The sequence below is a fragment of the Dyadobacter sp. 22481 genome (assembly GCF_052044875.1).
Classification (GTDB): Bacteria; Bacteroidota; Bacteroidia; order Cytophagales; family Spirosomataceae; genus Dyadobacter; species Dyadobacter endophyticus.
Genome location: NZ_JBQENV010000002.1, coordinates 2039169 through 2064754, shown reverse-complemented (window position 1 = coordinate 2064754; position 25586 = coordinate 2039169). Strand labels below are relative to the sequence as shown.

23 protein-coding genes are annotated in these 25586 nt (G+C 50.3%); 11 read left to right on the top strand and 12 right to left on the bottom strand.

Going from position 1 to position 25586, the window contains the following annotated elements; all coding sequences use genetic code 11:
- Window positions 1–23: 23 nt before the first annotated feature.
- On the bottom strand, window positions 24–1274 hold the full coding sequence (locus ACTJJJ_RS18725) for a phenylacetate--CoA ligase family protein (protein ID WP_426293647.1): 1251 nt from the start codon (window positions 1272–1274) through the stop codon (window positions 24–26).
- Window positions 1275–1322: 48 nt separating this feature from the next.
- The gene (locus ACTJJJ_RS18720; protein WP_426293646.1) at window positions 1323–3032 is read right to left on the bottom strand and encodes a C45 family autoproteolytic acyltransferase/hydolase; all 1710 of its coding nucleotides are present in this window, start codon (window positions 3030–3032) and stop codon (window positions 1323–1325) included.
- A 34-nt stretch (window positions 3033–3066) separates the two neighbouring features.
- Between ACTJJJ_RS18720 and ACTJJJ_RS18715 the strand changes: the two genes are divergently transcribed.
- Together ACTJJJ_RS18715 and ACTJJJ_RS18710 are read left to right on the top strand one after the other, a co-directional pair.
- A complete protein-coding gene (locus ACTJJJ_RS18715) occupies window positions 3067–3693 on the top strand; it encodes a 4'-phosphopantetheinyl transferase family protein (RefSeq protein WP_426293645.1) in 627 nt (208 codons plus the stop codon).
- Window positions 3694–3723: 30 nt separating this feature from the next.
- Window positions 3724–6201, top strand: coding sequence for a PIG-L family deacetylase (locus tag ACTJJJ_RS18710; protein ID WP_426293644.1), 2478 nt, complete (start codon window positions 3724–3726; stop codon window positions 6199–6201).
- Window positions 6202–6273: 72 nt separating this feature from the next.
- On the opposite strand, the gene ACTJJJ_RS18705 is transcribed toward ACTJJJ_RS18710, so the two are convergent.
- From ACTJJJ_RS18705 to sufC, 7 genes are all read right to left on the bottom strand, one after another.
- A complete protein-coding gene (locus tag ACTJJJ_RS18705) occupies window positions 6274–7383 on the bottom strand; it encodes a vWA domain-containing protein (RefSeq protein ID WP_188932458.1) in 1110 nt (369 codons plus the stop codon).
- A gap of 77 nt (window positions 7384–7460) precedes the next feature.
- The gene (locus tag ACTJJJ_RS18700; protein ID WP_188932460.1) at window positions 7461–7889 is read right to left on the bottom strand and encodes a BrxA/BrxB family bacilliredoxin; all 429 of its coding nucleotides are present in this window, start codon (window positions 7887–7889) and stop codon (window positions 7461–7463) included.
- 33 nt (window positions 7890–7922) lie between these two features.
- Window positions 7923–8234, bottom strand: a complete 312-nt coding sequence (locus ACTJJJ_RS18695) for an SUF system Fe-S cluster assembly protein (RefSeq protein ID WP_188932462.1) — start codon at window positions 8232–8234, stop codon at window positions 7923–7925.
- Window positions 8235–8253: 19 nt separating this feature from the next.
- Window positions 8254–8682, bottom strand: coding sequence for a SufE family protein (locus ACTJJJ_RS18690; RefSeq protein WP_188932464.1), 429 nt, complete (start codon window positions 8680–8682; stop codon window positions 8254–8256).
- 57 nt (window positions 8683–8739) lie between these two features.
- The gene (locus ACTJJJ_RS18685) at window positions 8740–9966 is read right to left on the bottom strand and encodes a SufS family cysteine desulfurase (RefSeq protein WP_440702640.1); all 1227 of its coding nucleotides are present in this window, start codon (window positions 9964–9966) and stop codon (window positions 8740–8742) included.
- A gap of 93 nt (window positions 9967–10059) precedes the next feature.
- A complete protein-coding gene (gene sufD, locus ACTJJJ_RS18680) occupies window positions 10060–11379 on the bottom strand; it encodes a Fe-S cluster assembly protein SufD (RefSeq protein WP_188932468.1) in 1320 nt (439 codons plus the stop codon).
- Window positions 11380–11437: 58 nt separating this feature from the next.
- Window positions 11438–12196 (bottom strand): Fe-S cluster assembly ATPase SufC, encoded by a 759-nt coding sequence (sufC, locus tag ACTJJJ_RS18675; protein WP_188932470.1) that lies wholly within the window; start codon window positions 12194–12196, stop codon window positions 11438–11440.
- Between the two features lie 259 nt (window positions 12197–12455).
- Here sufC and ACTJJJ_RS18670 point away from each other — a divergent pair, with 259 nt between their 5' ends.
- Both ACTJJJ_RS18670 and ctlX read left to right on the top strand, forming a co-directional pair.
- Window positions 12456–13907 carry an arginine deiminase family protein gene (locus ACTJJJ_RS18670; RefSeq protein ID WP_426293642.1) on the top strand — a complete coding sequence of 484 codons (1452 nt, stop codon included), beginning with the start codon at window positions 12456–12458 and terminating at the stop codon, window positions 13905–13907.
- A gap of 139 nt (window positions 13908–14046) precedes the next feature.
- Window positions 14047–15003 (top strand): citrulline utilization hydrolase CtlX, encoded by a 957-nt coding sequence (gene ctlX / locus ACTJJJ_RS18665; protein ID WP_426293641.1) that lies wholly within the window; start codon window positions 14047–14049, stop codon window positions 15001–15003.
- Window positions 15004–15064: 61 nt separating this feature from the next.
- Here ctlX and ACTJJJ_RS18660 read toward each other — a convergent pair whose 3' ends face one another.
- Complete coding sequence (locus tag ACTJJJ_RS18660; protein ID WP_188932475.1) at window positions 15065–15523, bottom strand: hypothetical protein; 459 nt, start codon at window positions 15521–15523, stop codon at window positions 15065–15067.
- 231 nt (window positions 15524–15754) lie between these two features.
- On the opposite strand from ACTJJJ_RS18660, the gene ACTJJJ_RS18655 reads away from it, so the two are divergent.
- Both ACTJJJ_RS18655 and hemW read left to right on the top strand, forming a co-directional pair.
- On the top strand, window positions 15755–17827 hold the full coding sequence (locus ACTJJJ_RS18655) for a TonB-dependent receptor (protein ID WP_426293640.1): 2073 nt from the start codon (window positions 15755–15757) through the stop codon (window positions 17825–17827).
- A complete protein-coding gene (gene hemW, locus ACTJJJ_RS18650) occupies window positions 17827–18951 on the top strand; it encodes a radical SAM family heme chaperone HemW (RefSeq protein WP_426293639.1) in 1125 nt (374 codons plus the stop codon). Before ACTJJJ_RS18655 ends, hemW begins: the two co-directional genes overlap by 1 nt.
- 60 nt (window positions 18952–19011) lie before the next feature.
- Here hemW and ACTJJJ_RS18645 read toward each other — a convergent pair whose 3' ends face one another.
- Window positions 19012–19431, bottom strand: coding sequence for an OsmC family protein (locus ACTJJJ_RS18645; protein WP_188932486.1), 420 nt, complete (start codon window positions 19429–19431; stop codon window positions 19012–19014).
- A 268-nt stretch (window positions 19432–19699) separates the two neighbouring features.
- On the opposite strand from ACTJJJ_RS18645, the gene ACTJJJ_RS18640 reads away from it, so the two are divergent.
- On the top strand, window positions 19700–20233 hold the full coding sequence (locus tag ACTJJJ_RS18640) for a hypothetical protein (protein ID WP_188932488.1): 534 nt from the start codon (window positions 19700–19702) through the stop codon (window positions 20231–20233).
- Between the two features lie 86 nt (window positions 20234–20319).
- On the top strand, window positions 20320–20940 hold the full coding sequence (locus tag ACTJJJ_RS18635) for a DUF1684 domain-containing protein (RefSeq protein WP_188932490.1): 621 nt from the start codon (window positions 20320–20322) through the stop codon (window positions 20938–20940).
- A gap of 59 nt (window positions 20941–20999) precedes the next feature.
- Here the strand turns inward: ACTJJJ_RS18635 and ACTJJJ_RS18630 are convergent, their stop codons facing one another.
- Window positions 21000–21551 carry a YcxB family protein gene (locus ACTJJJ_RS18630; protein ID WP_426293638.1) on the bottom strand — a complete coding sequence of 184 codons (552 nt, stop codon included), beginning with the start codon at window positions 21549–21551 and terminating at the stop codon, window positions 21000–21002.
- Between the two features lie 236 nt (window positions 21552–21787).
- Between ACTJJJ_RS18630 and ACTJJJ_RS18625 the strand changes: the two genes are divergently transcribed.
- The 3 genes from ACTJJJ_RS18625 (at window position 21788) to purE (ending at window position 25552) form a co-directional block, all read left to right on the top strand.
- Window positions 21788–23842, top strand: coding sequence for a BatA domain-containing protein (locus ACTJJJ_RS18625; RefSeq protein ID WP_426293637.1), 2055 nt, complete (start codon window positions 21788–21790; stop codon window positions 23840–23842).
- Window positions 23843–23911: 69 nt separating this feature from the next.
- Complete coding sequence (locus ACTJJJ_RS18620; protein WP_426293636.1) at window positions 23912–25051, top strand: 5-(carboxyamino)imidazole ribonucleotide synthase; 1140 nt, start codon at window positions 23912–23914, stop codon at window positions 25049–25051.
- 9 nt (window positions 25052–25060) lie between these two features.
- On the top strand, window positions 25061–25552 hold the full coding sequence (gene purE, locus ACTJJJ_RS18615) for a 5-(carboxyamino)imidazole ribonucleotide mutase (RefSeq protein ID WP_188932498.1): 492 nt from the start codon (window positions 25061–25063) through the stop codon (window positions 25550–25552).
- Window positions 25553–25586: the final 34 nt, after the last annotated feature.

The window sequence follows — 25586 nt, the reverse complement described above, 5'->3', positions numbered from 1 at the left end:
TTATTTTTATGGTAACAGAGGCGTCAAATATAGATCAATTTCTCAGGTTTGCGTTTCTCCTGTTTGTAGATCCGGAAAGTTAGTTCTTCAGCGGTCACGAAAGTTAAAGAGGGCGATACGCGGAGCCTGGATTTGAAGAGTGAATGCATGGTTTCCTTGAATGCCGAAGTCTGCAACTGCATGGGCAGCACCACGGTGATCTCATCGTTTCCAAACTCGTTTTTAGATACGACAACCTGGTACAAATCGATTTCCTTCACCGCGTCGAGCACATCAAACAATGCAGGCGGGAATATGGTCGTCCCTTTGAATTTGATCATTTGCTGCTTGCGCCCTACCACTGGCCCCAGGCGCGGGCTGGTGCGTCCGCAACCGCAAGGTTCGTAATACACATTACAAAGGTCGCCGGTCTTGTAGCGCAGCAGCGGCAGGCCTTCCACGCCGAGCGTAGTTACTACCACCTCGCCAAGCTCACCGTCTTTGACCGCATTGCCTTCATTGTCTACTACTTCCAGGATCAAAAGCTCCGGGTTCAGATGCCCGCCCTTGCCTTCGCTGCATTCAGTGAAAGCCGCACCCATTTCAGTAGACGCATAGGTTGAATACAGTTTCACCTCCCATTGCGAGGTGATGCGTTTGCCCAGCTCATTGAGCGAAAAATCCGGGTTACGGATCGGCTCGCCGATGCAGATAATGGATCTGATGCTCGATGAACGGTAATCGATATCGTTGGCAATGGCATAGTCGATCAGTCTTGGGATGAAGGACGGAATGGCAATGATAACTGTCGGCGAAAACCGCTGGATCGACTCCCATTGCAGAAAAGGCGCTCCCGGGCCTACGCGGATCATCCCCGCCCCCATTTTGCGTGCACCCATCCAATAGGCCAGCCCGGCCATAAACCGCCGGTCGATCGTCGTCATAAGCTGGTAAATATCATCCTGGCTGCCACCGGCGCAACGGAAAGATTCAGATTCGTTGTTTGCAAGCCTTTCCACGTCGGAATCTGTGAGGTAAAAAGCGACCGGATCGCTAAGGGTGCCCGATGTGGTTACAAAATCGGTAATGCGGCTTTTGGGCACGCAAAGGAAGTCGTCGTTGTATTGGGCCAGATCGTCTTTGGTTGTAAATGGCAGCTGGCCAAGGTCTGCAACCGTCCGGATCGTGTTTATATCAATATGGTGGGCGCTGAAAACCCGCTGGTAATAGGCGGAATTAGCAGAAACGTAGGATAATAGCTGCTGCAAGCCAGGCTGCTGTGTTTCAGGACTCATGGCAATCAAAAGTTGACGTGGAAAATCTAAAAAAATGGACAACAGCCGTTAATGGCTTTTGTTTGTGCATTCGGTTATCCGCCTCCGGATCGATTTCTGCTCGCTCAGCGATGAAACCTCATGCTTCAAAGCCTTTTCATAGTAACCGATGGCTTTGCCAAAATCACCTTTCTTTTGGTGATACTGTCCGAGGAAAAAATAAGGAAGATAACTCTGCGCGTTATTGGCAATAAATTCCTTCTCGGCCCCTGCCGTCAGCGAAAGCGGTGTGTCCAGCATCACATATTTAGTGATTTTCTGTCTCAGAGATTTAAATGCTTCAAACTTTTTATAATCCGCCGATTCCAGAAAAGGATCACGGGCGATTTCCAGCGAGTCAAATGATTGAAATTGACCTTTTTGTGCAAAAACACGGGTAAGGTCATATCCTACAAACTCGCCGAGCTGGTAAGGAGAAGCTGAAATCCAGAACTGTTTTTGGGCAGGTTTGAAAACAATGCCATGGTGGGCGATCAGCTGGTTGAGCAGCTTCGAGTTGCCATAACCGATAAATTTATCATCTACCCCTTTTTGATCACGCAGAATAGCCGTGGCCTGATTCACATCCATCGGGTAAGATCTGCCCATGAGCTGGTTCATACGGTCAAAACGCGCTTTGGAGTCGGTATCCCTGATATTTTCGATATTGACCGAATCCTTCACAAATGCACTGCTCTGATAATGGTTTGCGCAAACCAGGTAATCTTTGCCCGGATCATACACGCCCATTTTCTGGGGAGATTTCTCGATGATCACCGCCTTATCGTCGGCGGACGAGCCGATCAGCAGCGATTCGGAAACAAATGTCTCGCTTTTGGAAGCAATTTTCCGCGCCTCTTCGATGGTACCGGCATATTGCAGGATCTCCCGCGCCAAAATAGAAATAGGCTCCTTGGCCGAAAAGGGGATATCTGATTTGGAAGCGTTTAATGTAACGGTAATGCCCTTCTCATTCATACCCGAGACCACCCCGGTAAGGCCCGCCCAGGCGTAGGAAGCAAATTTGTATCCTTTCTCGGGGTTCATAAAGACGATCAGCTTGTCCTCGGCAAACGCATCGCCCATGTAAAAGTCGAAGTTGCGGGCAATCAGCAGGGTAGAATCCTTGGTGAGCGAATGGTTGACGGCAAACGAGGTGCAGCCGACCATATTCAAATCCGTCAGCGCGTGGCCGATGTCGTGGGCGGCGTGGTAGTTGAGAATACGGTAATATTTGGGGCCGATGTAGTCGAACTGGTCTGAGAAAGACTGGGAAACACCGTAAATCTCCTGCTGGTTTTCCGCTGGGATATACTTGTAAATCTCGCGGTTGAACCAGCCCACAAAACCTTTCAATACTTGCAGGAACATCGCGCTCGGGATCATCTCCTTGATCTGGCTAACAAAATGCACTTCCTGCTTCTCCATCAGCTCTCTGGCAAGGATCCCGTAAATAAGCCCGCGCTCATAAGGGGAGCCTTCCAGATACATTTCCCAGATGCCGTGCTTGTTCTTTCTGAGCCAGTTGTTGCCCACCCGGTAATGGTTCTCCCCTACCTGCTCGCGCTTGTAACTTTCGACAGTTTTAGTACTTTCAACCTCCGGACTTGGCACGTGGATACGCCACAGGAACAATCCAAAGAGTATGCCGATGATCAGAAGGAAAATCAGGAATGCTTTGAGCGCAGAGCGCAGAACTTTGTTTTTAGGCCACATAAAATAAGCAGAAGGGCCCATCATGTCAGGCCTGATCTGATACCAAAATTAGCAATAAATGGGCATCGTTTCTATAAAAACCATTTCACCGGTATCAATGCTGGCCCTTTGGCGTATGAGCGAACCCTGGGAAGATTTGATGGCTATGCTGGATTTGCCCGCCACCGAACTAGAAACGCTGATGGCAATTTCAAAGGCTAAACGAAGACAGGAATGGCTGGCTTGCAGGGTTTTGCTCAAAGAAATGCGGGGGCAAAATACCCTGATAGGCTATGATGCCCAGCGCAAGCCGCACCTGGCCGGATCGGCCACCGAAATCTCTATGTCACACTCGGGCGAATATGTGTGCGTGTACCTGCGTGAGGGTGCGCCGGTGGGAGTCGATATCCAGCAAATGAAACCATCTATTTCAAAGGGTGCATTCTATTTTTTAAATGATGCCGAGCTCAAATGGGCTGACCTGGAAGACAATCTGCAAATGCATCTGATCTGGTCGGCCAAGGAATCGGTTTTCAAATATGCAGGCAATGCTTTGATCGATCTGAAAAAACATATCGTGATAAATTCGTTTTCCGGCAACCAAAACGGCGGTTTTGAAGTTAATCTGCAAAAAGGCGATTTACCGGAAACGATACAGATTCAATTTGATACATTTGAGGATTATGTACTGACCTGGACGCTATAAGCAGCCCTAAATCAACCACCTTAACCCGTTATGCATCGTTTCTTTACGCTCGCACTGGTACTGTTTGCCACCAGGCTTTTCGCACAGACACCCTCGCTGTCTTCCAGTGAAATCTTCCAAAACATTAAAAAACTAGACGTGCTCGGCTCTGTGCTCTACATTGCGGCCCACCCCGACGATGAGAATACGCTGATGCTCTCGTATTTATCCAAAGACCAGCTCGTGCGAACGGGCTATCTCTCGCTCACGCGCGGCGATGGCGGCCAAAACCTGATCGGCGCCGAGCAGGGCTATAATATCGGCGTTATCCGCACCCAGGAGCTGCTGGCTGCCCGGCGCATTGATGGCGCCCAGCAGTTTTTCTCGCGCGCCTACGACTTTGGCTTTTCCAAGACCCGCGATGAGACGCTCAACTTCTGGGACCGCGATAAGGTCCTTGGCGATGTGGTGTGGATGATCCGCAAGTTCCAGCCCGATGTGATCATTACCCGCTTCCCACCCGATCCGCGGGCGGGCCATGGCCACCACCAGACCTCAGCATACCTGGCCGAAGAAGGTTTTAACCTTGCCGCCGACCCGAAAGCATACCCTGATCAGCTCAAATTTGTCAAAACCTGGCAAACCAAGCGGCTGGTTTGGAATACATTCACGCCCGGCTTTACCAACAAAGCGCCCAGTGATGAGAAGAATCCATTCATTTCCATCGAAATCGGCGGTTATAACCCCGTTATAGGAAAATCCTACACGGAGATCGCCGCATTAAGCCGCAGCCAGCACCGCAGCCAGGGCTTTGGCAGCGCCCCTCAAAGGGGCGACCGGATTGATTTCTTTTTGCACAAAGTCGGGGCGCCCGCGGAGAAAAACCTCTTCGACGGCGTGGATGTAAGCTGGAAACGTGTGAAAGGAAGCCAGAAAGTACATGCCCTTGTTGCGGCAGCGATCAAGAACTATTCGGTAAACAAGCCGTCGGCCTCCATCCCGGAGCTTTTGAAAATCAATGCAGAGCTTAGTAAGCTCGATTCGGGTAACATTTATGTCAAAGCCAAAAAGGAGGAAGTCAAAGACCTGATCCAGCAATGCGCCGGACTTTGGTTTGAGACTAACCCCAATGACTTTTCGGGTGTTGCAGGCGAGCAAGCGCGGATTAATATCGGTGTGGTGAAAAGGTCGGACTATCCTGTAAAGCTCGTCTCGCTGCATTGGACCGGCGAATCGGCCGACAGCGTCCTGAACCTTGCACTGGCTTCCAATGAGATGAACCTGTTTGCCAAAAAGGCGCTATTGCCGGCCAACCTGAGAACCAGCCAGCCCTACTGGCTGGAAAAACCGATCGAGCGCGGCATTTTCCAAATCGATAACCAGCAGGATATCGGCTACCCCGAAAACCGGCCCGAAACCAAGACCAGCTACCAATTCGAGATCGGCGGGCAAGAGTTTGTCTTCGAAAAACCGTGGGTTTACAAATCAGTCGATCCGGCGGAAGGCGAGATTTACCGCCCCTTTGAAATACGCCCGCTTGTTACCACCACCATTACCGAGCCGGTTTTCATATTTCCTTCGATGGAAGCCAAAACGGTCAATATCATCGTCGAAGCCCAGCGCAGCGGCGTGAAAGGCACATTGAAACCTGAAATCCCGGCGGGCTGGAAAGCGGTCCCCGAATCGGTGGAATTCAGTTTAACCAACAAGTACCAGCAGCAATACTTCTCCTTCATCATCACCCCGCCTGCAGGCAATCAGCAAGCCATTATCAAGGCAATCGCGGTTGTGGATGGTAAAAATTATGATAAATCGGTCAAAACCATTGCCTACCAGCATATTCCAAGCCAGACGCTCTTTCCGGAATCCTCGGCCAAACTGGCTAAGATCGATGTAAAAACGACCGCTAAAAACATTGGCTACATTGCCGGTGCGGGCGATGATGTCCCGACCGCATTGCGCCAAATGGATTGCCAGGTAACGATGCTCAACGAAGCCGGCCTTGCCAAAGAGCTCAATGCTTACGATGCGATCGTTGTAGGTGTGCGGGCCTACAACACGGAAGGTTATTTGAACAACTATCAGGCCAAACTGATGGATTACGTTAAAAACGGCGGCACGATGGTGGTCCAATACACGATTCCGGGCGGGCAGAAAGTGAGGCAGATCGGCCCGTTTAATATTGAACTAGGGCGAGAAAGGGTTACCGAGGAAGATGCCCAAATGCATTTTCTGCAACCTGAAAACCCTATTTTGAATTACCCCAACAAAATCACGCAAAAGGATTTTGAGGGCTGGATTCAGGAGCGCGGGCTGTATTTCGCCCAGGATTGGGACAAAAAGAATTACCAGGCATTGTTTTCGGCCCATGACAAAGACGAGCCTGCCCGCGAGGGAAGTACGCTTTACGCGCAATATGGCAAGGGGCACTACATTTACACCGGCCTGTCATTCTTCCGGGAGCTGCCCGCGGGCGTGACCGGCGCCTATCGCCTTTTTGCCAATATGATCTCGGTTGGCAGCAAATAATTAAAGTGTTGTCAGGTGTTGTCATGGGTTGAATATGCGCATCTGAGCGGCAATAGCTGACAACACCTGACTTTACTTGACGTTCTTTCTTCTGTTGCGCTGAAAATCTTCGAGTACAAAGCCGCCTAGTCCCTGCAAATTGCTGTAATAAGCCCGGCCGTTGTTGACCTGCGTGAAATTCTGCACAAACTGTTTCAGGTAAGGGTCAGTGGCGATCATAAAGGTCGTTACCGGAATATCGAGCCTGCGGCACTGGGCAGCTAATGTGAGTGTTTTATTGATGATCTTCCGGTCCAGACCGAAGCTGTTTTTATAGTAGCGGATGCCTTCTTTCAGACAGGTCGGCTTACCGTCGGTGATCATAAATATCTGCTTGTTACGCGTTTTCTTGCGGCGCAGAATGTCCATTGCCAGCTCCAAACCAGCCACCGTGTTGGTGTGGTACGGACCTACTTCAAGGTAAGGCAGGTCTTTGAGCTGTATCTGCCAGGCATCATTTCCAAAGACAATGATATCCAGCGAATCTTTGGGATATTTGGTCCGGATCAGCTCGGCGAGTGCAAGCGCCACCTTTTTAGCCGGCGTAATGCGGTCCTCGCCATAAAGGATCATCGAATGGCTGATATCGATCATGACCACAGTCGCAGTAGTGGTTTTTTGCTCGCGCTCTACCACTTCCAGGTCCTTTTCCATCAGCATAAAATCCCCGATACCGTGATTGACCTGCGCATTTTTGATCGATTCGGTCATCGAAATCTGGTCGAGCGTATCCCCGAACTGAAAATCGCGGATGTCGCTGGTCAGCTCATCGCCCGCGCCCAGGTGCGGCGTGTGATGGTTACCGCCGGATTTGGACCGTTTGAGCTTACCAAAAATCTCGTCCAATGCGCTCTTGCGAATGCTTTTCTCGGCTTTGGGCGTCATAATGAGCCTGCTTTCGCCTTCCTGCTTTTCTTCGGTGACATAACCTTTCTTTTTCAGGTCTTCAAAGAAATCACCTATCCCGTACGAATCGTTGGTCAGGTTATATTGGCGGTCGAGCTGGCTCAGCCACGACATGGCCTCCGAGACATCGCCCGAAGTCATCAGCAGCAGCTGTTGAAAAATATCAAAAAGCTGGTCGAACTTGCTGTTAGGCCCTTGCTCGGGCGGAATGTATTTCGTGAAACGGTGTCCTCGCATATGGGCAGCTATTAAAACAGACGGCTACTTTCAAATGTAATCGAAAGTAGCCGTCACCTGATTAAATAAGTTTCGAATTATGCCTCTTCTGTGCAGAATTCTTCGAAAGCCATTTGCAAATGCTGGGCGATCATCTGGGCCGAACGGCCTTCGATATGGTGGCGCTCCACAAAATGGATCAGCTCCCCGTCTTTGAAGAGCGCAACGGCTGGCGAAGATGGAGGATAAGGCAAAGTATACTCACGCATTTTAGCGGTAGCTTCCAGGTCAGCACCTGCAAATACCGTTGCCAGGTGATCAGGCTTTACCTCACTGCCGGCTAATGCCGCTCTCACGCCCGGACGCGCAGCACCTGCCGCACAGCCACATACCGAATTGATCACAACCAAAGCAGTTCCTTTGGTATTTTGCATGAAGTTGTCGACTTCCTCTGCCGTTGTCAGATCCTGAAAACCGGCGCTGGTCAGCTCGGCTTTCATCGGAGCCACTAATTGTGGTGGATACATATATTGTAATGTTTAAAAGTTGTTGTTACTATTTTACATGAACCCGAGCTCGAGCTTAGCCTCCTCGGACATCATTTCTGTGGTGTATGGCGGATCAAAGGTCAGCTCTACGCTCACATCGTTTACCCCTTCTACTTCGCGGATCTTCTGCTCGACCTCGCCGGGCAGCGTTCCTGCCGACGGGCACGAGGGCGAGGTCAGCGTCATGGACACAAATACATTGTTGATCGGAAACACTTTCAGATCATATATCAATCCAAGCTCATAAACGTCAACCGGTATCTCCGGGTCGTAAACCGTTTTAATGGCGCGGATCACCTCTTCTTTCAAATCTTCCTCTGACATCGCAAGGTCTTATTAGTTGTTATGCATTCACTGATTTGGCCTGGTAAGCAAAGCCGTATGCTTTCATTTGTTTGAGCATCGCTGCTAGCCCGTTCGAGCGGGTTTGAGCCAAATGCTGGTGCAGACCTACTCTTTCCATAAAATACACATCGGCTTTGGCAATTTCCTCAGGGGTATGCCCCGAAAGCACCTTCACCAGCATGCTCACCAGCCCGCGCACGATAATCGCATCGCTATCGGCCTCAAATTTCAAAAGCCCTTCTTCCATGTAAGCATTCAGCCACACCCTCGACTGGCATCCTTTGATAATATTATCCTCGGTTTTGTATTGCTCTTCCAATGGGGGGAACTGCTTTCCGAGATCGATGATGAACTCGTATTTGCTCTCCCAGTCATCAAACAATTCAAAATCCGAAATTAGTTCGTCCTGTGTTTCGTTTATGGTCATTTGTAAAAATCAATTTATGCCATCGCTAAAATGAAACAATGCCAGTAATTTAAAAAATTATCTCAACATCCGCTTCACCTTATGCAGCCCCTGCACGAGCTTGTCTATCTCCTCGATCGTATTATAAACAGCAAACGATGCGCGTGAGGTTCCGGTAATATTAAAGCGGTTCATCAGCGGCTGCGTGCAATGGTGGCCGGTGCGGACTGCGATGCCCTGCTGATCGAGCAAAACGCCGATATCCTGGTGGTGAATGCCATCGATCACAAAGGATAGCACACTTACTTTCTCTTTGGCCTGACCAATAATTCTCAGCCCTTCGATCTCTTTTACCGCGCCGGTTGCATAGGCCAGCAGCTCGTTCTCGTAGGCGGCGATGTTTGCTTTACCCAACGCGTCTACATAATCCAGCGCGAACTTGGCTGCTACCACATCGGCAATATTAGGCGTACCGGCTTCGAATTTGTATGGCAGCTCGTTATAGGTCGTCTTGGCGAAAGTAACTTCTTTGATCATCTCCCCGCCGCCCCGGTAAGGAGGCATTGCATTCAATAGATCGCGCTTGCCGTATAGAATGCCCATTCCGGTAGGGCCGTATATTTTGTGCAGCGAAAGCGAATAAAAGTCACAATCCAGATCCTGCACGTCGATTTCAATGTGCGAGCTGGCTTGCGCCCCGTCGATGAGCACCTTCGCCCCGACTGCGTGAGCCTTGGCGATGATTTCCTTGATCGGGTTAATAGTGCCCAGTGCATTGGAGACGTGCACCATCGAGACGAATTTGGTTTTTTCCGTGAGCAGTTTCTCATATTCGTCCATCAAAAGCTCGCCCTGGTCGTTGATCGGGATCACTTTCAGGATGCAGCCCTTCTCTTCGCAAAGCATTTGCCAGGGCACAATGTTCGAATGGTGCTCCATGGTCGAGATGATCACCTCGTCGCCTTCCTTGAGGAATTTGCGGCCATAGGAAGATGCCACCAGGTTGATACCATCAGTGGTCCCATAGGTGAAAATGATTTCTTCCGAATGGGCCGCATTCAAAAACGCCTGCAAACGCTTTCTGGACTGCTCGAATGCGGAAGTGGCCTTTTCTGCCAGATGGTGGATTCCGCGGTGGATATTGGCATTATAGTGCTCATAGTAACCCGCCAGCGCGTCCAGTACCAGGCGCGGTTTCTGGGTCGTTGCCGCATTATCGAAATAGACGAGTTGTTTGCCATTGACGACTTCGTTTAAAATCGGGAAGTCGCCTCTGATGGATGCGATATTGAGATTGTGGCTCATTGTGATTCGTCATTTAAGAAAAATACCCAACCCCAAAAATGGCGGTTGGGTACCAGGAAATGTATCAATTCGGACCGTTAGATCCGTTAAAAGCTATTTCGAAGCCAGTTTCTGGGTGATCACGTTTTCGAGGTATTCGCGAACCGAATCGATCTTGATCTGCGAGACCACATCGGCACAGAAGGCAAACATCAAAAGCGACATCGCTTCGGGCTGCGAGATCCCGCGAGAGCGCATGTAGAACAAGGCCTCCTCGTCAATCTGCCCGGTGGTGGTCCCGTGCGAGCATTTCACATCGTCGGCAAAGATTTCCAGCTGAGGCTTGGTGTTCATCGATGCATCCGGGGAGAGCACGATGTTTTTGCAAGACTGGAATGCATTGGTTTTCTGCGCGTCAGGCCGAACAAAGATCTTTCCGTTGAAAACACCTTTGGACTTATCGCGCAAAATACCCTTATAAAGCTCGTTGCTTTCCGAGTTGGGTTTCTGGTGATCCGCCACCGTATGGTTATCCACATGCTGGGAACCATCCGGGAAATACAGCCCGTACATGTGCGCATCGCAATGCTCCCCGTCCAGGACAATATTCAGGTTGTTGCGCGTGAACTTGCCGTTCAGCGTCACAGTTCCCGCGTAGAAATGCGAGCGGTCGGCCATGCGCACCTGGGTAGTACCGATGTGGTAGGCATTCTCGCTCTCATTCTGCACTTTATAATATTGCACGTTGGCTTCCTGGGCCACGTTAATTTCTGTCACCGCATTGGTGAAAGAGCGCTGCTCGCCCAAAGTCCTGAACGCTTCCGCTATTTTAACGTGCGAGTTTTTTCCGACTGAAATTATATTGCGCGGCTGGCTTCCTACATTCTTCTCGCGTGCATCGCTCACAAAACGAAGGATAATCGGGTGCTCTACCGACTGGTTATCCGGAATATGGACAAACACGCCGTCCTGCGTAAATGCCGTGTTCAATGCCGTGAATGCATCGTCTGCGTCTTTGGTCAGCTCGTTAAAATAAGAAGCAACCCTGGCCGGATCGTTTTTGTAGGCATCTGCCAGTGAGCTGATTGTGATCTTTTCGACTGGCGAAATAATGGTAGAAAGCTCGGCATTGTAGCGGCCATTTACAAAATAGAGGATATTGGCCTGCTGGGCGGGCACTTTCAAATCTTCCAGCTCGGCAAGGCCAATGGAGCTTTCCGCATTGAAATCGTAAGAAACACTGATAAGGTCCCTCACATTGCTATATTTCCACTCCTCGTGTTTGATTGTGGGGAAGCCCAACTGCTCAAAACGGGCCAGTCCTGCGCGTTTTTTCTGGTGGAATTCAGAAGACGCCTCACCGTTCATCACCGCTTCGCGGGCATGAAAATCGGTGATCAGTCTGGTTTTTAAATCTATTGTCTCGGTACTCATCGATAATGGGGTATGGTGCTGTGTTGGGTTAAGTTTTAAACGGACAATCTGCCTTTACTTAACCTACCGCTTCAACTTCCGCTTTGATCCAATCGTAACCTTTTTCTTCCAATTCGAGGGCAAGCTCCTTCGGCCCGGATTTAACGATGCGACCTTTGTATAAAACATGCACAAAATCAGGGACGATGTAATCCAAAAGACGCTGATAGTGCGTTACAACGATCGTGGCGCGCTCTGGGGAGCGAAGCGAGTTGACCCCTTCGGCTACGATGCGCAACGCGTCGATATCCAGGCCCGAGTCTGTCTCATCCAAAATCGCCAGTTTCGGTTCAAGAACCGCCATCTGAAAGATCTCGTTGCGTTTTTTCTCACCACCCGAGAAGCCTTCGTTCAATGCACGTTTGAGCAGCGAATCGTTCATGCTAACCAGCTTGGCCTTTTCACGCACCATTTTCAGGAACTGTGCAGCGTCCAGCGGGCTTTCGCCCTTGTATTTACGGATTTCGTTAACCGCCGTTTTCAAAAAGTTGATCGTGGTAACGCCCGGAATCTCAACCGGATATTGGAATGCGAGGAAAATACCTTCCGCAGCTCTTTCTTCGGGAGCCAGTTCAAGAAGATCTTTTCCTTCAAAAACTACACTTCCACCAGTAACCTCGTACTCCTCCCTTCCTGCCAACACCGAAGCCAAGGTACTTTTGCCGGAACCGTTGGGCCCCATAATCGCATGCACTTCACCCGGTTTGACTTCCAGATTGATGCCTTTTAATATTTCCTTACCTTCAATGGAGGCACGCAAGTCATTAATAGAGAGCATAACTGATTTTATACTTAAAAGATAGTTCGTGGTAATTTCCCGCAAAAGTAATACGCATTAGCCGTAAATGAAAATGAGCGTCAATGTCTTAAAGTGCGGGCCACTCATTTTGTACAACCTTTTTAAGTGGCAGGATGTTCCCGCACGGCAGATATTTATCCCTTAAACACCCAGAGATTAAGCGGGTTGAACCAGGGCCGGTTTTTAATTCCCAAAGAAACATTTACTTTGTGCCCCAAGCGTTCCAAACACTTCATTTATGGCTAATAATCCGATATCCGGACTTCCTGTTGGTGTATCCTCCGAAACAGCTACCCTAAGAAGGCTGCTGATCCACAGCCCCGACCGCGGCCTGGGCAAAGTGGTCCCCAGCAAAGCCCAGGACTGGCTTTTCGAGGACATCGTGCACCTGGATACCATGCGCAGGAAAGAATATGATTACTATGTCAAACTGCTGCTGTATTTTCTGGACCCTGAAAAAATCAAAGGCAAGCTTGCCGAAATTAACGAGGACCCGACACGCTCCTTCTTTATTCCCGGTACGGAAAAGTACTTCGCCTCAGATCATGTGGTGGACATTCAGCGGCTGCTGGGGGATATATTGGAAGACCCAAATGTCCGAATCAAGCTCACCGCCGCCATTTGCGGCATAGAACGCTGCTCCTACCAGATCCAGGAAGAGCTCCACCGCTTCGATGCCCACGAGCTGGCCCGCATATTCATTTCAGGGTATTGTTCCGATAAACGGATGCTCTTTGCGCCTTTGCCCAACCTTATTTTCACAAGAGACATCGGCATTGTCATCAACGACCATATTCTGCTCAATAAACCGGCCAAAGCCGCCCGTACCCGCGAGTCGATACTGGCGCAGTTCGTGTTTTTTTATCACCCGATGTTTGCCAATTTCAAAGAAAATATCATTGAAATACCTGAAAATGAGCGGCATTTTCTGCTGCCCGACGACGAAAAGGCCAGCGACTATCAACGCTGTACGCTCGAAGGGGGCGATGTGATGATGGTCGCCCCGCGGCACCTTCTGATCGGTTGCAGCGAGCGCACATCCATTTACGCTGCTCAGCAGGTGATGAAGATTTTGTTTGATAAAAGTGTGGTCGACAAGATCACTATCATTAAAATCCCTAAAAAAAGGGATTATATGCATATCGACACGGTTTTCACCCAGGTCAGACGAGACGTCTGGGTGCTGCTGAGCGCGCTGGCCCGCGTGGGTGATGAGGCCCGCAAGAAGGATGTGCTGCATTTCTTTGCGCCGGTAGATGTCAACAAGGAGTTCCGCATCTTGCAGTTTGTCAAAGGAAATCAACAGCATCCACGGGAAATCGAGAACCTGGAAGATTTGCTCACCGAGATCAGCCAGGGCGATTTGGGCGTGACCGGGCCGGTCCGCTTCATTTATTCAGGCGATAATGAATTTCCCTACGGAGAGCGCGAGCAATGGACCGATTCCTGTAACCTGCTCGCACTGCGCGACGGCGTGGTGATCGGCTATGACCGCAACGACAAAACACTCGAAGCATTCAAAAAACAGGGCTTTAAGGTAATAACAGCCAAAAGACTGCTTGAAAAATTCGAGCACAACGAGCTAGCGCCCCAGGATCTTACCGACACGTTCATCACCTTGCCCTCTGCTGAGCTTTCCCGCGCGCGCGGCGGCTCGCATTGCATGAGCATGCCCCTGCTACGCGGGTAGTTGCTTGGCGGCCGCTGCCTGGGCATCCGCGCTACCAAACTTTGTTCTTGTAATCGAGCTGTCAGAATCGTAAATTGCATTAGGGACTTTCGTCCTCATTTTCAAAAAATCCGGTCTCCAAACATTACCTCATACTCCTATGCGCGTCATCACCTCATCCGCTCAAATCCAGCCGCAGTCCACAGCCCGGATCATGATGATCAGGCCCGTACGGTTCGGATTCAACCAGCAAACTGCTGCAAGCAACGAGTTTCAGCAGGAGTCCTTCGCCCGACAAACCGAAGGTACAGCCCAGCAAGCAGCGCGGGAAGAGTTCGAGCTGATGATCGACCAGTTGGAAAAAGCAGGCCTGGAACTGCATATTTTCGATGATACGAGCGATGTAGACCGGCCCGACGCTGTTTTTTCCAACAACTGGGTCTCCTTTCACCAAAGCGGCAAGGTGGTATTATACCCGATGATGGCCGAAAACCGCCGGCTGGAACGACGTGCCGACATTATCGATTCGCTGGCTGGCGATTTCAATGTCGAAGAAGTGATTGATCTGACCCATTTTGAAGCGCAGGGCAAATTCCTGGAAGGCACCGGCAGCATGGTCTTCGACCGCCGTTACAAGATCGCCTATGCGTGCCTCTCACCGCGAACACACAGGGAAGTGCTCGATGCGTTCGCCGACGCGTTGGGCTACGAAATTATTGCATTCTCGGCTTCCGACGAGCACGACAGGCCCATATACCATACCAATGTGCTCATGTGCGTCGGCGACATTTTCGCGGTCGTATGCCTGGAAGCGATCAAAGACATCGACGAGCGGTTGATGGTAAGGTCGGTGCTGGAAGAAACAAATAAGGACGTAATCGAAATATCGCTCGAACAAATGCGGCATTTTGCAGGCAACATGCTGATGGTCCGAAACGGGAAAGGCGATAAGTTCCTGGTCATGTCCACCCAGGCCTATGAATCGCTCGCGCCCCGGCAGAAAGACCGGCTCGATGACTATGCGCGCCTGCTGCATACAGACCTTTCGGTGATCGAAGGCAATGGTGGCGGTTCGGCCCGCTGCATGATGACTGAGATTCATCTGCCTGTCAGATAACAAAAAAATGCTCCGGAAAAACCGGAGCATTTTTTATTATTGCATAACCCTCATCAATTTATTAGTCCTTCAAGTCTGCCTTGGCTTTGGCGATTTTTTCTTTGGTGTTGGCCTTGAACTCGTCCCACTTGTCGGCAGTCTCGTTCTGGGCGCGTTTCCAGGAAGCCTGCAATTCTTCTTTCTCTGCATTCAGCTCTTTTCTGCGTTGCTGCCATTTGGCTTTTTCCTTGTCGGCCGTCTTGTCAATTTTGGCATCGGCCTCCTCTATTTTGCGGTCGAGCTTGCCGATCGCATCGTCGATATCTTTTTTCAATTCATCCTTGTCTTCTTTCACTTTGGCCTCAAAATCATTTCCTGCTTCCTTGATATCGGCTTTGGCATCGGCTACATTTTCGTCCATATCGTTTTTAGCTTCTTCCACCGTCTCTTTGGCGGAGTCTTTTGTTTTGTCTGAACAGCTAGTCAGTGAAAGTGTACCGACAAGCAGCAGCGAGGCGACAATCCAGGTGATCTTTTTCATGTTTTTCGGGTATTAAAGTTGATTTCAGTTATTGTGTGATTGGCTGTATCAGAGCAAAAATCTTACCAGCCCTCAGCGCGCAGATCCGCGTGATTTTTGTGGAAAATTCTTCTCAGAGCGCCGGAAGTCGTTGAACTTCGCGCCAGAGTGCGCCGTTAAGCACCTAGCCAGATCTTGAAACTGTTGGCATTTATCATCAGCTTTGCATTATTGAAATATACCTAAACCTATATGCTCAAAATCTCTATTACCGGCGCTCTTGTTGCTTTCCTTATTATCCATCATTCAGGGCCCGTATTGGCCCAAAGCGATTCGCTGCAAACCCGCCAGCTGCGCGAGATCACCGTGCACGCGTTTGAATCCGAAAAAGATCCCCTTACTACCACTGCAACAGTCGGAATGCTTGCGCCCCGTTCGCTGGGCAGGTTTTCCAACTACACCTGGGCCAATGCGGTCAATACGATCCCTGGCGTGCGCATGGAAGAGCGCTCTCCGGGCAGCTACCGGTTTTCGGTCCGCGGCAGTCTGATCCGCTCCCCGTTCGGCGTTCGCAATGTGAAGTTTTACTGGAACGGCATCCCGTTCACCGACGCCAGCGGCAATACGCCCCTGAACTCGGTCGATTATGGTGCTATTCAGAGCATGGAGGTAATCAAAGGCCCCGGCAGCAGCATTTACGGGGCGGGGACCGGCGGGGTCGTGCTCATGCACAGCCGCCCGGATAATCAATTTCAAAACAGGGCTGAACAAAGCGTAAGTTTTGGCAAATACGGCTTTCAAAGCCGGAATTCGACTTTACAGATCGGTGATATATCCATCCAGTACGGCCATAGCCAGCAGGACGGCTACCGCAACCACAGCGGCATGATCCGCGACGCGGTCCGGTTTACTTCTTCTTCCAGCATTGGAGAAAAAGGCACGCTCTCACTGCTGGGAATGTACTCGGATTTGTATTATCAGACCCCGGGCGGCATCAACCTTGCCCAGTATCAGACCAATCCCAAACTCGCCCGCCAGTCGACAGCGACCTTGCCGGGCAGTGAAGCGCAGAAGGCGGCCATTTACACCAGGCTGGCATTGCTGGGTGGCAATTATGTATTGCCATTATCTGATAAATGGACCCAGTCGACGGCGCTGTATCTGACTTTCACCGATTTTGCCAACCCATTTATTTCAAACTTTGAAAAAAGGGATGAAAACGGCATCGGTGGGCGAAATATCTGGCAAAACAAATCCGAATGGGGTAATGTAAAGACCAACTGGACCAGCGGTTTTGAATGGCAATACGGCAAATCCGCCCAGCGGAACTATGACAATAAAGGCGGCATTGCCGACAAGCAACAGACGGCCGAGGACATCCGCACGGCGAACCTGTCTGTTTTCAGCCAGCTGGAAGCGACTTTGCTCACTGATCTGACTTTGAGCGCCGGTTTGAGCTACAATACCTCAAAATATAAATACGAGCGCTATTTCCCGCTTCCCTTCAACGAGGACCAGAAGACTTTTGACGGGATCTTCATCCCGCGCTTTGCGGCCAACAAGGTTATTGCCGGAAACTGGTCGGTGACCGCCTCCTACAGCGGCGGCTTCTCCCCTCCTACCTTGCAGGAAGTGCGGCCCTCGGCGGGTGGTTTCCGCAAGGATCTGGAAGCTGAAAAAGGCAGCAATACAGAGATCGGTATCCGCAAAGCCGGCAAAGTCATCTCAGGCGAGATCAGCCTGTACCATTTCGGGCTGCGCAACGCGATCGTGCGCAGGCTCGACCAGGCTGGGGCAGAATATTTCGTCAATGCAGGTAAAACCAAGCAAAACGGCCTGGAATGGAGCATTGGATGGGACATTCTTTCCGACCCGAAACTGCCGGTAATGCTTAAAGTCTGGAATACGGGCACTTACACCAAATACACCTACGAAGAATTCCAGCAGGCTGACGCGGACCTGAGCGGGAAACTGATTCCGGGCATTCCGCGTTTCTCACAGTCGACCGGCCTGGATGTGCTGCTTAAATACGGCATCTCGGTATTTCTTACCTACCAGCACGGCGATTCGTTTTATCTCAATGATGCCAATACGGTTAAAAACACCGCCTACAACCAGTGGACAGGGCGCATAAGCTGGAAAAAAAGCTGGGGCCAGCATTTTTACAGTGAGCTGTCCGCATCGGCAGAGAAGGTCAATGCAGGCATTTACAGCCTTGGTTACGATCTGAACGCGTTCGGTAACCGCTATTATAATGCAGCGCCGAAAAACAACCTCTGGGCCGGTGTGAAGATCGGCTGGGAGTGGCAGAAAAATTCAAAATAATGCATTTATACATCCATATCCCTTTTTGCAAACAGGCTTGCCATTATTGCGATTTCCATTTCAGTACCAACACCGCCAGCAAAAGCGCCATCGTGGAGGCCATTGCCAGGGAAATCGTTTTGAGAAAATCCTATCTGCCCCAAGGGGATATGGAAACCATCTATTTTGGTGGGGGCACGCCCTCGTTGCTCGACAAGGCCGAGCTGCATTTTCTGCTTGAAACCATTCGCGGGCATTTTCGGCTGTCACCCGATGCCGAGATTACCCTGGAAGCAAACCCGGACGATCTCAGCGCAGCTACCCTTCAAATGTTTGCCCATGCGGGCATCAACCGCCTTAGCATCGGGATTCAGTCTTTTCACGAGCCGCATTTGCGCTTTATGAACCGGGCGCATTCTGCCACGGAAGCCGAGCAATGCGTAAAACTGGCCCAGCAGGCTGGCATCGACAATATTTCCATCGATCTTATTTACGCGATTCCTTCGGAGAATCATGACATTCTGCTCAGTGACTTATCGAAGGCATTTACATTGAATGTCCCGCATATTTCGGCCTACTGTCTTACGATCGAGCCCAAAACGGCCTTTGGAAGCTGGCTGAAAAAGAAGAAGATCAGCCCGATCGAGGAAGAATATGCGGCCCAGCAGTTTGAAATACTGCTCCAATCCCTGGGCGAGCATGGTTACGAGCAATACGAGATCTCCAACTTCGCCCGAAACGGCCGTTACAGCAACCACAACAGCTCCTATTGGAAGCAGCACCCCTACCTGGGAGTTGGCCCGAGCGCGCACTCCTACAATGGCGCTAGCCGCCAGTATAATGTTTCCAATAATGCTAAATACCTGGAAGCGGTTCAAAAAGACATTATTCCCGCTACGCTGGAATTGCTCTCGCCGGCCGATCAGACCAATGAATACCTGCTGACGGGCCTTCGCACCAAATGGGGGGTTGAATTACAGGTGCTGGAAAAACTTTCTGCCGGGGCATTCGCATTACAGGCCAGCGAAGAACTGACCAGCATGAGCCGCAAAGGCTGGATCAGACAAGATTCGGGGGTACTGCTGCTCACCCAGGCCGGTAAGCTCTTTGCCGACCGCATTGCAAGCGATCTTTTTATCGATTAAAAAAAAATCGCCACACTGCGCGCAGCGTGGCGAATCTTCGAAAGTCAAACCGTGATGGGCTTATACCAGCTCCGCGTTCAATGTAATTTCCGTGTTGAGCAGCTGCGAAATAGGGCATTCCTTTTTCGCTTTGTCGGCAACCTGTGCGAACTGCTCGGCGCTGATGCCCGGAACCTGCGCCTTCAATTCGATAGCGCTTTTAACGATCTTGCCCTGTGCCGGATCAAGAGAAATAGTAGCTGTTGCATTCAGCTCGTCGGCTGTGAAACCGGCCGCATTCAGCTCGAAGCTCAGCTTCATGGCAAAACATCCGGCGTGTGCAGCGGCCACCAGTTCTTCGGGGTTTGTTCCCTTACCTTCCGCAAAACGGGTATTGAAAGAATACTGGGTATTTTCCAGAACTGTGCTCTGCGTGCTGATCGTACCTGCGCCTTCTTTGCCGGTACCTTTCCAAATGGCTGTTGCTTTACGGTTAATCATCGTTGTTCCTTTTAATGTTGGTTGATCCTAAAATCGTTGTTTTCGGGAAAAGTAGCATGCAAACGATATCTACGCAAACAATACCTTCAATTAAAATACAATAATTACTTACCGTCCTCTGTTCCAGTATGTGCCTCCCTTTGATGTATGGAACGGCATTTTTTAGTTAACAAAGGTTAATGCCCGATCGGGATTTAAACTTTATAATTGCATCATCATCTAATCACAGATTTTTAACAGATTTCTCAATTATTTCAACTCACAAGTCATGAACAGAAAACTCTTGCCCCTGCTGTTACTCGGTGTCATTGCATTATTCCAAAGCTGCACCGGGCCGAAAGGTGATCCCGGACCGCAAGGAGGCGATGTGCTGGGAATAACCTTCGATATTATTAACGTGGACTTTACCGAGGCCAACGACTGGGGCTACGTGCTGAATTTCAAGGACAAAAATATTGAAGTCCTGCCTTCCGACGCCGTGCTGGTTTATGTAAACTGGAATACCGTAGGTGGCCTTAAAGCCTACCGTCCATTGCCGCAAACTGCATTCCTTAACAACGGTGTTTTGGTTACTTACAATTTCGATCGCACCGATGTGGATATGGAAATTTTCTTGGACGGAAACAGTGACAAAACCAAACTCCCTACCGACTGGACCCGTGGATTCGAGTTCCGCGTAGTGGTGGTTCCATCCGACTTTTTGAAACGTACCAACGCCGAAGTGGATCTGAACAGCTACGAGTCGGTTATCAAAGCATTCAACATCGACGAATCGAAAGTGAAGAAAATTTCAGCCCAATAACTTAAAAAGTTCCCGCGTTTTTGGGTTTCTGGAATAATTTTTATAAAATCCGGTAAAAATTACCGGATTTCTTTTTTCCCTACCGTATGAAAGTTGTTTTAAGCACACTCTTTACAGTTCTGGTCGCGGCGTTTGGATCACAAGCACAAACTTTTACCGAAGAGACTAATCAGTACAGAAAGCATTACAAAGACGAGTTCCTGCGCTCGGAGAACTCGCCGCTCAAAGAAGCAGATCTGCCTTATCTGCAATTTTACGAGCCCGACTCCTCCTACCGGGTGGAGGCCCATTTCGAGAAGGCGAAGGGTAAGTCTTTTGAAATGCCTACTTACAGCGGGATGAACAAGACCTACGTCAAATACGGGGTACTCAAATTCAAGGTCAATGGCCGCAGACAAAAGCTGACGGTATACCGCAGCCTGAGCCTGCAACAACTCGCTAAATACAAGGATTATCTCTTTGTCCCTTTCAAAGACAAAACCAACGGCTCTGATACCTACGGCGGCGGCCGCTATCTGGACCTTAAAACGACCGATCTCAAAGACGGCAAATGCATTCTGGATTTCAACAAGGCATATAATCCCTACTGCGCATACAGCACCGGCTACAACTGCCCGATCCCGCCGCTCAACAACCACATGGCGATCGCGGTCACAGCGGGGGAAAAGAATTTCACCAAACATCACCAGGAGGCCAGCATCAAATAGCTGCCAACAAAAAAACGCCCGACTTATGCAGCCGGGCGTTTTTTTGTAATGGCCTTTGATCAGGCTTTCAGCAAATCTTTCTGCTTTAAAATCCGCTCGAAAACTTTGATATCGTGCTCGGAAGTAAAGATCGAGAACGGCAAATACAGGAATTGTCCTTTGGAAATAACCAGTACATAAGCATCCTTGTCCTTGTAACCATCCAGGATCTGCTCCCATTTCATCACGCTTCCCTCTTTTTGGTTAAGCTTCATCAGTATCTGGCGGTTATCGATCTCGTAGGAGAACTTCTCGAACATCGGCTTGTACTGCGCCAGCTGCGTAATACCGGTAAATTGGATCAGCCAGAACAGCACATAAAGGATCGATGCCACCACAACGGTAATGTAAATCCACAAATTGGGATACACACCTGTGAGGCTGACAACCGCGTTGATCAGAATCAGGGCCACGGGTATAAGCACCCATTTGAGCTGCGTCTTGAAAAAATAACGCATGGCCAGGGAAATGTATTTTTGGGTAGGTAAGGCGTACTTCTTGGTACGAACCGCGGCCGGGTTCGTAGGCATTTGATAGACGGGCTGGTGTTTGTTTACCGAAACTTTGGCCATAACTCTGTTTAAATTAACGATCTTCTCTATCTGCGAGGGCTCGGAGAGCTTACCTGCGCAAATCAAAGTGCAAAGTTAGAAAAAAGCACCCGAGATATGAGAAAGGTCTACAAATAAAAAACTGTTATCAGAAATTGGTGTAATTTGTCTCTGCTAACTGCGTTGAACATTTGAAAAGTGCCATTTTGAAACCATATTCGGCCACTGATCATTGACATAAGACTATCCTAAGCTACATGAGTTTCCTTTTTCCGTCCTTCCTGTGGGGTTTACTGGCCGTATCGGTTCCGATTGCCGTACACATTTTCAATTTCAGGCGGACAAAAAGGGTATACTTCACCAATGTAGCATTTTTAAAAGCGGTTGAAACCCAGACCAAGTCCATTCGCCAGATCAAGCATTGGCTGGTGATGGCAGCCAGGATACTGGCCATCGCCTGTCTGGCATTCGCATTCTCCCAGCCATTTATTCCCGCTGAAAGTAATGTAGCCGTCGACAGGCGGGGCATTACCAGCCTGTATCTGGACAATTCGCTGAGCATGGAAAGCGAGCTGAACAATAAGCGCTATCTGGATATTGCTACCGGCCGTCTGGGGGATTTATTGGGACTTTTTAAAAATGCCACCTCGCTTCAACTGGTCACCAACGATTTTTCGGCCCAGGAACAGGGCCTGTACCCTGCCGAAAAGCTCCGTGACCGCCTGACCACGATCGGCCTTTCAGGCACACCGCGTACGCTCGAACAGGTCTACAAACGCCAGCAGAACCTGATGGCCCGGCATTCACAGTCGGGCAAAAACCAGCTTTTCTGGTTCTCGGATTTTCAGAAAAGCACCGCCGGAAACCTTTCGGCCATTCAAACCGATTCAACCAACCAGATTTTCCTGGTGCCCGTCCAGGCTGAGGCTGAGAAAAATGTATTTGTGGATTCTGCCTGGCTGAATACGCCTTTCATCCGCGAGCTTCAAAACAATATACTGTTTGTAAAGGTGAGCAACTCCGGCAACCGCGAGGCGCGCAGCGTAGTGCTCAGGCTCAGCCTTGACAATACCCAGGCCTCCACCGCCTCGGTCAACGTTCCTGCGAACGGCAGCGCGACGGCCAAATTCAATTTCAACCTCAAAGGGAAAGGCTATAAAAAGGGGCAGATTACCTTTGATGATTTCCCTGTCACCTTCGACAACAACTATTATTTTGTGCTCAATGCCTCCCCGCTCATCCGCGTGCTGCACGTCTACGGGCAAAAGCCGGAGGGAAACTATATCGAGAATGTATATGCCAACGACAGTCTGTTTACCCTGCAAAGTTACAGCGCCCACAATGTCGATCCCGGCCTGATCAAAAACGCGGACCTGGTCGTGCTGGAAGGCGTTACCCAGCTTTCGGGCACTTTACCGCAGGACTTGCAGGACTTCGTCCGCCGGGGCGGCAGCCTGGCCATCATCCCTCCTGCTGCGCCCGCAGCCGATAGCTATGGCCGCTTTTTGAGTGGTTTGGGTATTAATGCAGTTACTGCTGAAAAAGCACAGGCCCCGCTTGCGCTGGCCGTACCGGACCGCAATAATCCGTTTTTCAGCGATGTTTTTGAGGAATCGATGCGGCAGGAGCTCAACCTTAACCTGCCAGGCGCGCTGCCTGTGTGGAGTTGGGCAAATGCAGGCCAGCCGCTGCTGAGCTTGCGCAGTGGCCAGACCTACCTTAATCAGGTGCTCTCGGGCTCGGGCAAGACTTATCTGTTTGCCGCGCCTTTGGCCCAGGAATATGGTAATGTTGCCCAGCACGCCATATTTGTGCCGGTCATGTATAAAATTGCCGCATCGAGCGTGCGGCAGCAGCGCACATCGTTCACTTTTGACGAGAATCCCATCAGCCTGACAGTCGGCAAGCCCAAACCTAACTCGGTTTATAAACTACGGCGCAATAAAACCGAGATTATCCCCGTCCAGCGCGTGGCTGGCAACCAGCTTCTGCTTGAAATTCCGCAAGGCGACCAGGCATCGGACGGTCTCACCGCGGGCTATTTCGAGCTTGTTTTGGACAACAAAACAGAGCAGATCATCGCCCTGAACCATAACCACGCAGAATCCAAGCTGCAATACTACTCCCCTGACGAGCTGCGGGCCGCTTTTTCAGGCAAAAAGAACGTGCAGGTCTTCGACCGGATCGATGACGAGGCTTTTTCCACCGCCTTCCAGCAGCAAAACATGGGGACTAGTCTGTGGAAGTTCTTCCTGTACGCAGCGCTGTTCTTCCTGTTGGTGGAAATTGGCCTGATCAGGTTTATGAAATAGCAATTTGATGACATTCCTTTTTTCTGACCCGTTTTTAAACCAATTTTGCGGGAAAATATCACTTAATAAATGCTCTCATCCCGAATTGGAATCCTTGGCGGCGGGCAGTTGGGGCTTATGCTCCTGCAAGCGGCCGTGGACTGGAACCTCGATATTCATGTGCTCGATCCGGACCCGGAAGCACCGTGCCGGAAAATAGCCCCTCATTTTACCCAGGGCTCCCTGCAAGATTTTGACGCCGTCTATAACTTCGGTAAAGACCTTGATGTCATTACCATCGAAATTGAGAAAGTGAATGTGGAAGCGCTGGAAGCGCTGGAAAAGGAAGGTAAAAAGATCTATCCCCAGCCTTCGGTGATCCGTCAGATACAGGACAAGCGCATTCAAAAACAATTCTACGCTGACAAGCAGCTTCCTACCGCCGAATTTATTCTGACGGAAAACCGTGAAGATGTTGCCAACTATGTCTGGTTTCTGCCCGCTTTCCATAAATTGGGCAAAGATGGCTATGACGGCCGCGGTGTGCAGAGGCTGAGCTCGGCCGATGAGCTGGGCAAAGCCTTCGATAAACCGGGTTTATTGGAAAAAGCAGTTCCGTTTGAAAAAGAACTCGCAGTTATCGTTGCCCGCAATGCAAACGGGCAGATCGAAACCTTCCCGACCGTGGAAATGGTCTTTCATCCCGAGCACAACCTGGTAGAATACCTTTTTGCACCAGCCCAGATCAGCGGGGAAGTTAATGCGAAAGCGCAGCAGATCGCGCGCAAGACCGCTGAGGCATTCCAGATAGTAGGATTGCTGGCCGTAGAATTGTTCCTTACCCCCGACGGCCAGGTGCTGATCAACGAAGTCGCCCCCAGACCCCACAACAGCGGCCATCACACGATCCGCGCGAATGCGACCAGCCAATACGAACAGCATTGGCGGGCTATTCTGAACCTGCCGCTAGGCAGCACGCACGCTTACGGACCGTCGGCGATGGTCAACCTGCTTGGCGAGGATGGTTACCAGGGCCCTGCTGTTTATGAAGGAATGGAAAAGCTGCTTGCAACGCCTGAGGTATTCCCGTTCCTTTACTGGAAAGCGATCACCAAGCCTTTCCGCAAAATGGGCCATATCACCATCATGGATTCGGATATCGCATCGCTGAAAGCAAAAGCGGATTTTGTCAGAAACAATATTAAAGTAATCAGTCACAAAACAAAGTAACACATACCAATGGTAGGGATTATCATGGGCAGCCTTTCTGACAGAAAGGTAATGCAACTGGCCGCAGACGCATTGACCGAGCTGGGCGTTTCATATGAAATGGAGATCGTATCAGCGCACCGTACGCCCGAGCGTATGCTCGAATACGCGGCATCCGCGCGTGGCCGGGGCTTGCAGGTAATCATCGCCGGCGCGGGCGGAGCTGCTCACCTGCCCGGAATGGTCGCCTCACTGACCTCCCTTCCGGTGATCGGGGTGCCGGTTTTGTCGAGCAATTCGATAGATGGCTGGGACTCTGTGCTTTCGATCCTGCAAATGCCAGCGGGCGTTCCGGTGGCGACCGTGGCCCTGGACGGCGCAAGAAATGCCGGGATACTGGCTGCCCAAATCATCGGAGCCAGTGATGCGGACCTTGCAAAAAGGCTTGATGCATTCAAAGAGAGCCTCAAAGAGAAAGTTGCAGTGATGAACGAGGAATTGAAAAATCAACTTGGAAACTAGGTTGTCTTTATTATTTTCGTAGAAAATTAACTCC

Excerpts from the sequence above, each read along its gene's own strand:
- ACTJJJ_RS18670 (WP_426293642.1), top strand. The coding sequence starts at position 12,456 with ATGGCTAATAATCCGATATCCGGACTTCCTGTTGGTGTATCCTCCGAA.
- ACTJJJ_RS18725 (WP_426293647.1), bottom strand. The coding sequence starts at position 1,274 with ATGAGTCCTGAAACACAGCAGCCTGGCTTGCAGCAGCTATTATCCTAC.
- ACTJJJ_RS18705 (WP_188932458.1), bottom strand. The coding sequence starts at position 7,383 with ATGCGAGGACACCGTTTCACGAAATACATTCCGCCCGAGCAAGGGCCT.
- sufD (WP_188932468.1), bottom strand. The coding sequence starts at position 11,379 with ATGAGTACCGAGACAATAGATTTAAAAACCAGACTGATCACCGATTTT.
- ACTJJJ_RS18660 (WP_188932475.1), bottom strand. The coding sequence starts at position 15,523 with ATGAAAAAGATCACCTGGATTGTCGCCTCGCTGCTGCTTGTCGGTACA.
- sufC (WP_188932470.1), bottom strand. The coding sequence starts at position 12,196 with ATGCTCTCTATTAATGACTTGCGTGCCTCCATTGAAGGTAAGGAAATA.
- ACTJJJ_RS18645 (WP_188932486.1), bottom strand. The coding sequence starts at position 19,431 with ATGATTAACCGTAAAGCAACAGCCATTTGGAAAGGTACCGGCAAAGAA.
- ACTJJJ_RS18700 (WP_188932460.1), bottom strand. The coding sequence starts at position 7,889 with ATGTATCCACCACAATTAGTGGCTCCGATGAAAGCCGAGCTGACCAGC.
- ctlX (WP_426293641.1), top strand. The coding sequence starts at position 14,047 with ATGCGCGTCATCACCTCATCCGCTCAAATCCAGCCGCAGTCCACAGCC.
- ACTJJJ_RS18720 (WP_426293646.1), bottom strand. The coding sequence starts at position 3,032 with ATGATGGGCCCTTCTGCTTATTTTATGTGGCCTAAAAACAAAGTTCTG.
- ACTJJJ_RS18710 (WP_426293644.1), top strand. The coding sequence starts at position 3,724 with ATGCATCGTTTCTTTACGCTCGCACTGGTACTGTTTGCCACCAGGCTT.
- ACTJJJ_RS18655 (WP_426293640.1), top strand. The coding sequence starts at position 15,755 with ATGCTCAAAATCTCTATTACCGGCGCTCTTGTTGCTTTCCTTATTATC.
- ACTJJJ_RS18625 (WP_426293637.1), top strand. The coding sequence starts at position 21,788 with ATGAGTTTCCTTTTTCCGTCCTTCCTGTGGGGTTTACTGGCCGTATCG.
- ACTJJJ_RS18690 (WP_188932464.1), bottom strand. The coding sequence starts at position 8,682 with ATGACCATAAACGAAACACAGGACGAACTAATTTCGGATTTTGAATTG.
- ACTJJJ_RS18695 (WP_188932462.1), bottom strand. The coding sequence starts at position 8,234 with ATGTCAGAGGAAGATTTGAAAGAAGAGGTGATCCGCGCCATTAAAACG.
- ACTJJJ_RS18685 (WP_440702640.1), bottom strand. The coding sequence starts at position 9,966 with ATGAGCCACAATCTCAATATCGCATCCATCAGAGGCGACTTCCCGATT.
- ACTJJJ_RS18640 (WP_188932488.1), top strand. The coding sequence starts at position 19,700 with ATGAACAGAAAACTCTTGCCCCTGCTGTTACTCGGTGTCATTGCATTA.
- ACTJJJ_RS18635 (WP_188932490.1), top strand. The coding sequence starts at position 20,320 with ATGAAAGTTGTTTTAAGCACACTCTTTACAGTTCTGGTCGCGGCGTTT.
- purE (WP_188932498.1), top strand. The coding sequence starts at position 25,061 with ATGGTAGGGATTATCATGGGCAGCCTTTCTGACAGAAAGGTAATGCAA.
- ACTJJJ_RS18715 (WP_426293645.1), top strand. The coding sequence starts at position 3,067 with ATGGGCATCGTTTCTATAAAAACCATTTCACCGGTATCAATGCTGGCC.
- ACTJJJ_RS18630 (WP_426293638.1), bottom strand. The coding sequence starts at position 21,551 with ATGGCCAAAGTTTCGGTAAACAAACACCAGCCCGTCTATCAAATGCCT.
- hemW (WP_426293639.1), top strand. The coding sequence starts at position 17,827 with ATGCATTTATACATCCATATCCCTTTTTGCAAACAGGCTTGCCATTAT.
- ACTJJJ_RS18620 (WP_426293636.1), top strand. The coding sequence starts at position 23,912 with ATGCTCTCATCCCGAATTGGAATCCTTGGCGGCGGGCAGTTGGGGCTT.